At 73.2% G+C, this 7,550-nt stretch carries 8 protein-coding genes; 4 read left to right on the top strand and 4 right to left on the bottom strand.

Annotated features, from left to right (window positions below; all coding sequences use genetic code 11):
- The first annotated feature begins 192 nt into the window (after nt 1–192).
- Together LLG88_10455 and LLG88_10450 are read left to right on the top strand one after the other, a co-directional pair.
- Nucleotides 193–2,562 carry a sodium-translocating pyrophosphatase gene (locus LLG88_10455; protein MCE5247321.1) on the top strand — a complete coding sequence of 790 codons (2,370 nt, stop codon included), beginning with the start codon at nt 193–195 and terminating at the stop codon, nt 2,560–2,562.
- A gap of 118 nt (nt 2,563–2,680) precedes the next feature.
- On the top strand, nt 2,681–3,448 hold the full coding sequence (locus LLG88_10450) for a 3',5'-cyclic-nucleotide phosphodiesterase (GenBank protein ID MCE5247320.1): 768 nt from the start codon (nt 2,681–2,683) through the stop codon (nt 3,446–3,448).
- Here LLG88_10450 and LLG88_10445 read toward each other — a convergent pair whose 3' ends face one another.
- Nucleotides 3,449–3,739 (bottom strand): hypothetical protein, encoded by a 291-nt coding sequence (locus tag LLG88_10445; protein ID MCE5247319.1) that lies wholly within the window; start codon nt 3,737–3,739, stop codon nt 3,449–3,451. It abuts the gene before it with no gap.
- A 170-nt stretch (nt 3,740–3,909) separates the two neighbouring features.
- On the opposite strand from LLG88_10445, the gene LLG88_10440 reads away from it, so the two are divergent.
- Nucleotides 3,910–4,926, top strand: a complete 1,017-nt coding sequence (locus LLG88_10440; GenBank protein MCE5247318.1) for a 3'-5' exonuclease — start codon at nt 3,910–3,912, stop codon at nt 4,924–4,926.
- Nucleotides 4,927–5,037: 111 nt separating this feature from the next.
- Here LLG88_10440 and LLG88_10435 read toward each other — a convergent pair whose 3' ends face one another.
- The gene (locus LLG88_10435) at nt 5,038–5,274 is read right to left on the bottom strand and encodes a hypothetical protein (GenBank protein MCE5247317.1); all 237 of its coding nucleotides are present in this window, start codon (nt 5,272–5,274) and stop codon (nt 5,038–5,040) included.
- 59 nt (nt 5,275–5,333) lie between these two features.
- Here LLG88_10435 and LLG88_10430 point away from each other — a divergent pair, with 59 nt between their 5' ends.
- Complete coding sequence (locus LLG88_10430; protein ID MCE5247316.1) at nt 5,334–5,762, top strand: hypothetical protein; 429 nt, start codon at nt 5,334–5,336, stop codon at nt 5,760–5,762.
- Nucleotides 5,763–6,162: 400 nt separating this feature from the next.
- On the opposite strand, the gene LLG88_10425 is transcribed toward LLG88_10430, so the two are convergent.
- Together LLG88_10425 and LLG88_10420 are read right to left on the bottom strand one after the other, a co-directional pair.
- Entirely contained in the window at nt 6,163–7,176 is a 1,014-nt protein-coding gene (locus LLG88_10425) for a CBS domain-containing protein (protein ID MCE5247315.1), read from the bottom strand.
- A gap of 170 nt (nt 7,177–7,346) precedes the next feature.
- Nucleotides 7,347–7,550 (bottom strand): polysulfide reductase (locus LLG88_10420; protein ID MCE5247314.1); only part of this gene is annotated, 204 nt, incomplete at its 5' end.

The raw sequence follows: 7,550 nt of genomic DNA, 5'->3' as shown, positions 1-7,550 counted from the left end.
GCGCCGGCCGCGACGCCGGCGAAGACGCCCGCGGCGCAGACCGCGCCGGCGGGGCAGGCCGCTCCCGCGCCCGCCGAACACTCCGCGCCGGCGAAGGCCGCCGAGACGGCGCCCGCCGCGCAGCCGGCGCCCGCTCCCGAGGCGGAACGGCACTTCAGCTTCTTCACGCCGTTCACCGACCCGAACTTCAACATGCTCGAGCGGATCTGCCTGCTCGCGGTGCTGCTCGTCGCCGTCGCGGGGCTGCTCTACGCGCTGCTGCTGATGCGGCAGGTCAACCGGGCGGAGCAGGGGACCAAGAAGATGCAGGAGATCGCCGCCGCCGTGCGCGAAGGGGCGAACTCCTACCTCGCGGCCCAGTTCAAGCGGATCGGTCCGCTGATCGTGATCATCACGATCCTGCTGGCCGCGACCTACACCGGCCACAACAACGCCTTCCGCTTCGGCCGCGCCGGCGCCTTCCTCATCGGCGCCCTCTTCAGCTGGACGGTCGGCTTCGTCGGGATGCGCCTGGCGACGACCGGCAACCTGCGCGTCGCCGCCGCCGCCCGCCGCAGCTACGGCGAGGCGATGCAGCTCGGCTACCGCACCGGCACCGTGACCGGGATGCTGACCGACGGCCTCGGGCTGCTCGGCGGCACGATGATCTTCCTGTTCTACGGCGTGGACGCCTACGAGGCCCTGCTCGGCTTCGGCTTCGGCGGCACGCTGCTCGCGCTGTTCATGCGCGTCGGCGGCGGCATCTACACCAAGGCCGCGGACGTCGGCGCGGACCTCGTCGGCAAGATCGAGAAGAGCATTCCGGAAGACGACCCGCGCAACGCGGCGACGATCGCCGACAACGTCGGCGACAACGTCGGCGACTGCGCCGGAATGGCCGCCGACATCTTCGAGAGCTACGAGGTCACGATCGTCGCGGCGATGATCCTCGGCATGGCGAGCTTCGGGCACAAGGGCGTGATCTTCCCGCTCCTCGTCCGCGGCATCGGCGTGCTCGGCTCGATCATCTCCACCTACACCGTGAAGGCCGGCCCGCACGACACGTCGGACACCGCCCTCCGCTCGGTCCACCGCGGCTTCTTCATCGGCTCCTTGATCAGCGTGGCCGGCTTCTTCCTCCTCGGCTTCGGCTACCTGCGCTTCGACGCCGCCTACCTGACGGCGAACCCGATGGCCAAGCTCGGCTTCCTCGGCGGCGACCCGGCGAACCTCGGCTGGTGGGCCTCCTGGGGCGTGGCCGGCCTCGACATGCGCCCGGCGCTGACCTGCCTCGTCGGCGTCTTCCTCGCCATCGGCCTCAACAAGGTCACCAGCTACTACACCCACACGCAGCACCCGCCGGTCAAGGCGCTGGCCAAGGCCTGCACCACCGGCCACGCCACGAACATCATCGAAGGGTTCGCCCTCGGCTACGAGAGCACGGTGGCCGCGATCGTCGTCATCGGCGCGGCGGTGCTGCTCTCCGTGATGTGCTACGCCGGCGCCCCGCCGATGTTCATCGCCTACGGCGTGGCGATGACCGGCATCGGGATGCTCACCCTCACCGGCAACACGATTTCGATGGACGTCTTCGGGCCGGTCGCCGACAACGCCAACGGCATCGGCGAAATGGGCTACGACCCGGAGGAGATGGAGCGGGAGCAGCCCGGCAGCTACAAGCGGGCCCGCCAGATCCTCGCCGACCTCGACGCCGTCGGGAACACGACCAAGGCGGAGACGAAGGGGATCGCCATCGGCTCGGCCGTGATCGCCGCCGTCTCCCTCTTCTCCAGCTTCATCGCCGTGATCGCCGTCGGCAGCGAGGACAAGATCTCGCAGATGACGGTCGGGCAGTACAACGCCGAGGCCGGCGGGCTGACGTTCGCCCAGCCGATCGTCTTCATCGGCCTGCTGCTCGGCGGCGCCGTGCCGTTCCTCTTCAGCAGCATGCTGATCCGCGCCGTCGGGCGCGCCGCGTTCTACATCGTCAAGGAATGCCGCCTGCAGTTCCGCGACATGGCGATCTGGGAAGGGACGAAGAAGCCGGACTACGGCCGCGTCGTGGACATCTGCACGCGCACCGCGCAGAAGGAACTGATCGGCCCCGGATTCCTCGCCATCCTCGCCCCGCTGATGGTCGGCTTCCTCCTCGGCCCGTACGCCCTCGGCGGCTTCCTCGCCGGGATGATCCTCGTCGGCCAGCTCCTCGCCGTCTTCATGGCCAACGCCGGCGGCGCCTGGGACAACGCCAAGAAGACGATCGAGGACGGCGTCTACGGCGGCAAGGGGTCCGAGGCGCACAAGGCGGCCGTCACCGGCGACACGGTCGGCGACCCGCTGAAGGACACGGCCGGGCCGGCGATCAACCCGCTGATCAAGGTGATGAACATGGTGAGCCTGCTGACGCTCGGCCTCGTGCTGAACTACAGCGTGATCGGCCGCACCGTCGAGGCGGGGAAGACCACGATCTCCGAACACTGGCAGATCGGCATCCTCCTCGCCGTCGTCTGCATGGCGGTGATCGGCTGGGCCGTTTGGAAGAGCAAGCAGGAGGCGCCGGGGCTCGAGACGACCGGCGAGTAGCTCCGTCCGCGGCGCGGGTCGCCGCGGCCCTTTTCGGCGGCGCGCCTCCCCGGGGGCGCGCCGCTTGTTTTGCGCGGTACTTTCGTGGCGCGGCGCAGGCGGCCGCGGCGAGGGGCGAATGAGGATCGAGGCTCTGGGCACGAGCGGAGGACTGGGCGAGGGGCGGCGCACGACGTCGCTCTGGCTGCCGGAGGACCGCGCGCTGCTCGACGCGGGAACCGGCGCGGGGGAGCTGCCGCCGTCGGCGATGGAATCGCTGCGGCGCGTCTTCCTCACCCACGCCCATCTGGATCACTGCGCCGCGCTGCCGTTCCTCGCCGGGGCGGTCGCCGGCCGTCCCGGCCCGCCGCTCGTCGTCCACGGCCTCGAGACGAGCCTCGCGACGGTCGGGGAGAAGCTGTTCACGGGGGACATCTGGCCCGACTTCCGCCGGCTGCCGACCCCCGCCAAGCCCGCCTTGGCGTTCGCCGATCTCGCGCCGGGGGACTCGCTGCAGCTCGACGAGTGCGCGATCGTGGCGCTGCCGGCGCGGCACGCGATCCCCGCCGTCGGCTACGCGGTCGTCGGTCCGCGGCGCACGGCGGCCTTCACCGGCGACACGGGGCCCTGCCCGGAGCTGATGGCCGCGCTCGAGGCGCTGCCGCGGCTGGAGATCCTCGTCGTCGAGATGTCCTTCCCGAACGCCGACGCGGAGCGGGCGGCGACGACCGGCCACTACACGCCGGCGTCGCTGGCGCAGGACCTCGCCCGCCTGCGGCGCCGCCCGGAGCTGCTCCTGACGCACTTCAAGCCGGGGGCGGAGGAGACTCTGGCGGCCGAGGCGGCCGCGGCGCTGTCCGGTTGGACGTGGCGGCCGTTGGCCGCCGGGGACGCGATCGAGCTCTGATCAGCTCGCGAGGCCCCCCTCGCGGTCCCAGGGCGCGCTGCGCACGAGGCGGGAGACGAGGGTGCGGACCTTGAGCTCGAACCGCTCGGCGCTGACGCCGGAGGCGGGGCTGGGGGCGGCGAGGATCACGTTGGCCCCGTCGCGGTCGGGATAGGCGCGGAACCTCTCGCCGGGAAAGGCGCCGGCGAGCTTCGTCTCGAGCAGGCGCGCGAAGGAAACGGCGGCGCGCCGCGGGACCGATCCATCGCGCGGCTCTTCGCCGTCGTGCGCGGGGAACGGAACCAAGTTCATCGGACCTCCTTCTTCGGACATCGAGGCGGACAGTGTGAACGACGGCGCGGGGCGGCGTTGTGACGCCGGTGTGACTTGTTCCTGACCCCGGGCCCGCGGCGGTCGAACGGCCCGGGTCGCCCGCGGGCGGCGAGTTGCGGTACCGTGGGGGCGACGAGGGGTGTCCGACGATGAAGAACTGGCGACTGCAGCGGCCGATGGTCTGCTTCGACCTTGAAACGACCGGCGCGGATCCGACGAAGGACCGCGTGGTGCAACTGGCGCTGATCCGCGTCGAGCCGGACGGGCGCGAGACGACGCTCGAATCGCTCGTCGATCCGGAGATGCCGATCCCGCCCGAGGCGACCGCGGTCCACGGCATCGCCGACGCCGACGTCGTCGGGGCGCCGCGCATCGGCGAGCTCGCGCCGCGGATCCTCGAGATGTTCGACGGCGCCGACCTCTGCGGCTTCAACTCGCTCCGCTTCGACTGGCCGCTGATCGCGGCCGACCTGCGCCGCGCGGGGATCGAGATACCCGACGGGCCGCGGCGGCACTTCGACGCGATGCGGATCTTCCACGCCAAGGAGCCGCGCGACCTCGGCGCCGCGGTGCGGTTCTACTGCGGGCGCGAGCACGTCGGCGCCCACTCCGCGCTCGACGACGCGCGGGCCACGCTCGACGTCTTCGACGCGCAGTTCGCGCGCTACGAGGACCTGCCGCGCGATCCGGACGAGCTCAACGAGCTCTGCGCCGCGGCGGGGCCGCGGTTCGTGGACTCCGGCGGGAAGCTGGAGTGGAACCGGGCGGGGGAGGCGGCGATCCGCTTCGGCAAGCACCGCGGGCGGACGCTGCGGGAGATGGCGGCGCAGGAGCCGGGCTATCTCCGCTGGATGGCCGGGGCGGACTTCCCGGAGGACACGCGGCGGATCGTCGCCGAGGCCCTCGACGGCGTCTTCCCCGCGCCGCCGCCGACGCGCCGCGCCGCCGCGTCGTCCGCGGCCGACGACGGGGCGGCGTCCGCGGCGCGGCCGAAGGCCGCCTCCGCGCCCGGGGCCAAGGACGACGCGCCGGCCGCGGCGCGGCCGAAGGCGGCGGCGGCGAAGGGCAAGGAACCGCAGGCCAAGCCGGTCGCGGCGAACGAGCGCCATCGCGGGCGGCGTTCGCGCGCGGCGAAGGACGATCCGCACGGGCCGCGCCTGTTCTGAGGGGCCGCGGCGTCGCCCGTCCCGCGCGACGGCGCGCGAAGCGGGCCGCGCCTGTTCTGAGGGGGCGCGTCGCCCGTCCCGCGCGACGGCGGTCGCGACGCGGGCCGCGCCCTACAGCGGCTCGCCGTCGCGGTAGGGGCGCTCGTCCTGGACGAGTCCGTGGAAGTTGATCGTGCGCCGGCGGTTCTGGTCGGAGAGCATTTCGTTGATCTGGCCGTTCGGCAGGATCTCGCCGCGCAGCAGGCAGCCGTGATGGAAGCGGCAGAACCCGTCGGCGTAGACGGGATCGGCGCAGCGGGTCGCGCCGCCGAGGCTCGAGCGGAAACGGCACTGTTCGTCGCGGGGCACGGGACACCTCCGGAGGGGGAGTGTACTCAGTTTCGGCCGGCGGCTGCTATTCTCGGGGCGTGGACGACCGAACCCGCAGACGCTCCAAGGCCGGCCTGACGGCGCTGTCCGCGTTCGCGCCGCCGCCGAACGCGCCGGGGCGCCTGTGGCTTCTCGCGCGCAAGGCGAAGGTGGCCGAGGCGCTCGGCGCGCGCCTCGCCGAGCAGGTCGCGGAGATCGCGTTCGTCGGCGACGACGTCGTCGTGACGTTCGCCGGCGAAGGGTGGGAGCGCGCGACCGCGCCGCTCGCCGCGGAGATCGAGGCCAAGCTCGCCAAGCGGCTGGACAACCCGCGGGCGCGCTTCGTCGCGCGGTCCGATCCGCGTGCGGTCCCCTTGGCGCCGCGGCGTCCGGAGGCCGCGCCGCAGGACCTCGGCTCGATCGAGGAGCAGCGGGCGCGGCTGCTCGCCGCCGGCCACCGTCTCGCGGAGCGGACCAAGCGCCGCTGACCCGCCCCGACGCCCGTTGTCCCGTCCGCGCGCCCGGATGCGCGTCTCGCTGTCCGCGCGCCCTTCGCGTTCCGACGCTCGCCGCGCCGTCCGCGCGTCCCGATGCCCGCGGCGCCCTAGGGGCGGCTGGCGCGTCCCGATCGTCGTGTCCTCGCTCAGGATTCTTCCGCGCCTGCCGCCCGACGTGGACCTCGCGCGTCCTTGCCGTTCGATGCCTCAAAGGCAACGTTCCGCGTATTGCACGTCGGGAGGCAGGCGCGGAGGCGTCTTGCGCGGGCGAACGATCGTCGGGACGCGCCAGCCTCCCCTACGGCGTTCGCCCGACGAACCGCGCGCGGCGCGCCGATCAAACGAACCGCGCGCGGCGCCCACGTCGAGCGAACCGCGCGCGGCGCGCAGGTCAGGCGAGCCAGACGGAGGCGCAGAAGAAGTAGCCGCCGAGCGCGCAGAGGTCGGAGGCGGCGAGGACGATCGGCCCGGAGGCGACGCGCGGATCGACCTTCAGCGCGCGGACCAGCACCGGCACGGCGACGCCGAACAGCCCCGCGACGAGCATGCCCGAACCGACGCCGAGGCCGACCGCGAGAACGAGCGCCCGCTCGCCGCGCCAGATCCACGACGCGCCGGCGACGAGGGCGCCGCAGGCCAACGCGAGCAGCGCGGCGGTCGCCGCCTCCCGCTTCAGGCCGGCGACGAGGAACCGCAGTCCGGGGCGGCGCGCGCCGTGCAGCGACTGCAGCGCCAGCGTCGTCGACTGCATCCCCAGACTCTCGGCGAGGGCGAGCGCCAGCGGCACGAACGCGGCGAGGAGCGGCGCGGCCTCGGTCAGCGGCCGGTGCGCGGCGACGATCGCGGCGCAGACCAGGCCGCCGACGATGTTGCAGAGCAGCCAGGGGAAGCGGCGGCGCCAGGAGCGGAGCGCCGTCTCGCCTTCGCGCGCGAGGCGCACGCCGACGAGCTGGAAGAAGTCGTCGCGGTCGAACTCCTCCAGCGACGTCGAGAGGCCGTCGGCGAACGCCGCGACGTCGATCGCGCCGACGAGGCGGCCGTCGTCGTCCACGACCGGCGCGGCGAGGAGACGGCGCCCGAGCATCAGCCGCGCCGCGTCGCGCAGCGTGCCGTCGGCGCCCACCCGCACGACCTCGCGGGACATGATCTCCCCGACCGTCTTGTCGGGGGCCTCGAGCAGCAGTTGGCGCGTCGAGAGGACGCCGGAGAGGCGTCCCGCCTCGTCCACGGCGTAGAAGTAGACGACGCCCCCCGGCGGCACGTCGCTCGCGCGCAGCTCGCGCACGGCGTCGGCGACGGTCTGGGCCTCCCGCAGCGCGGGCGGCGCGGGCGAGAGGAACGCGCGGATCGGCGAGGACAGGTCGCGCGGCCGCTGGTCGGTCATGGTCTCTTCCTCCGCGGCCATTATCCGCGATCGTCGCGGGTCTCGCGGCGGTGTTGGGCTCGCGGGGCGAGAGGGAACTCGCGAGACGTTGACTCAATGCCGAAAGGCAAGGGGGTGCTGTGTTCACGTCGGGAGGCAGGCGCGGAGGAGTCTCGCGCGGGCGAACGACCGTCGGGACGCGCCAGCCTCCCCTACGGGGCCGGGGCCGGGTTCGGGGCCGGGGTCGGGGCCGGGGCCGGGGCCGGGGCCGTGAAGTCGCGCGTGAGGATCGGGACGGCGATCCGCACGAGGATCGTGAAGAGGAGAAAGCCGAGGCCGAGGATGCCGAAGCCGACGAGGACCTCGGTGACCGAGGGAACGTAGCGGTAAACCTCGCCCAGCGTGTCGGGGGTCAT

Source organism: bacterium, from assembly GCA_021372775.1.
Taxonomy (GTDB): Bacteria; Acidobacteriota; Polarisedimenticolia; order J045; family J045; genus JAJFTU01.
The sequence above is the reverse complement of the archived record's forward strand: the minus strand, read 5'-3'. Positions and strand labels throughout refer to the sequence as shown.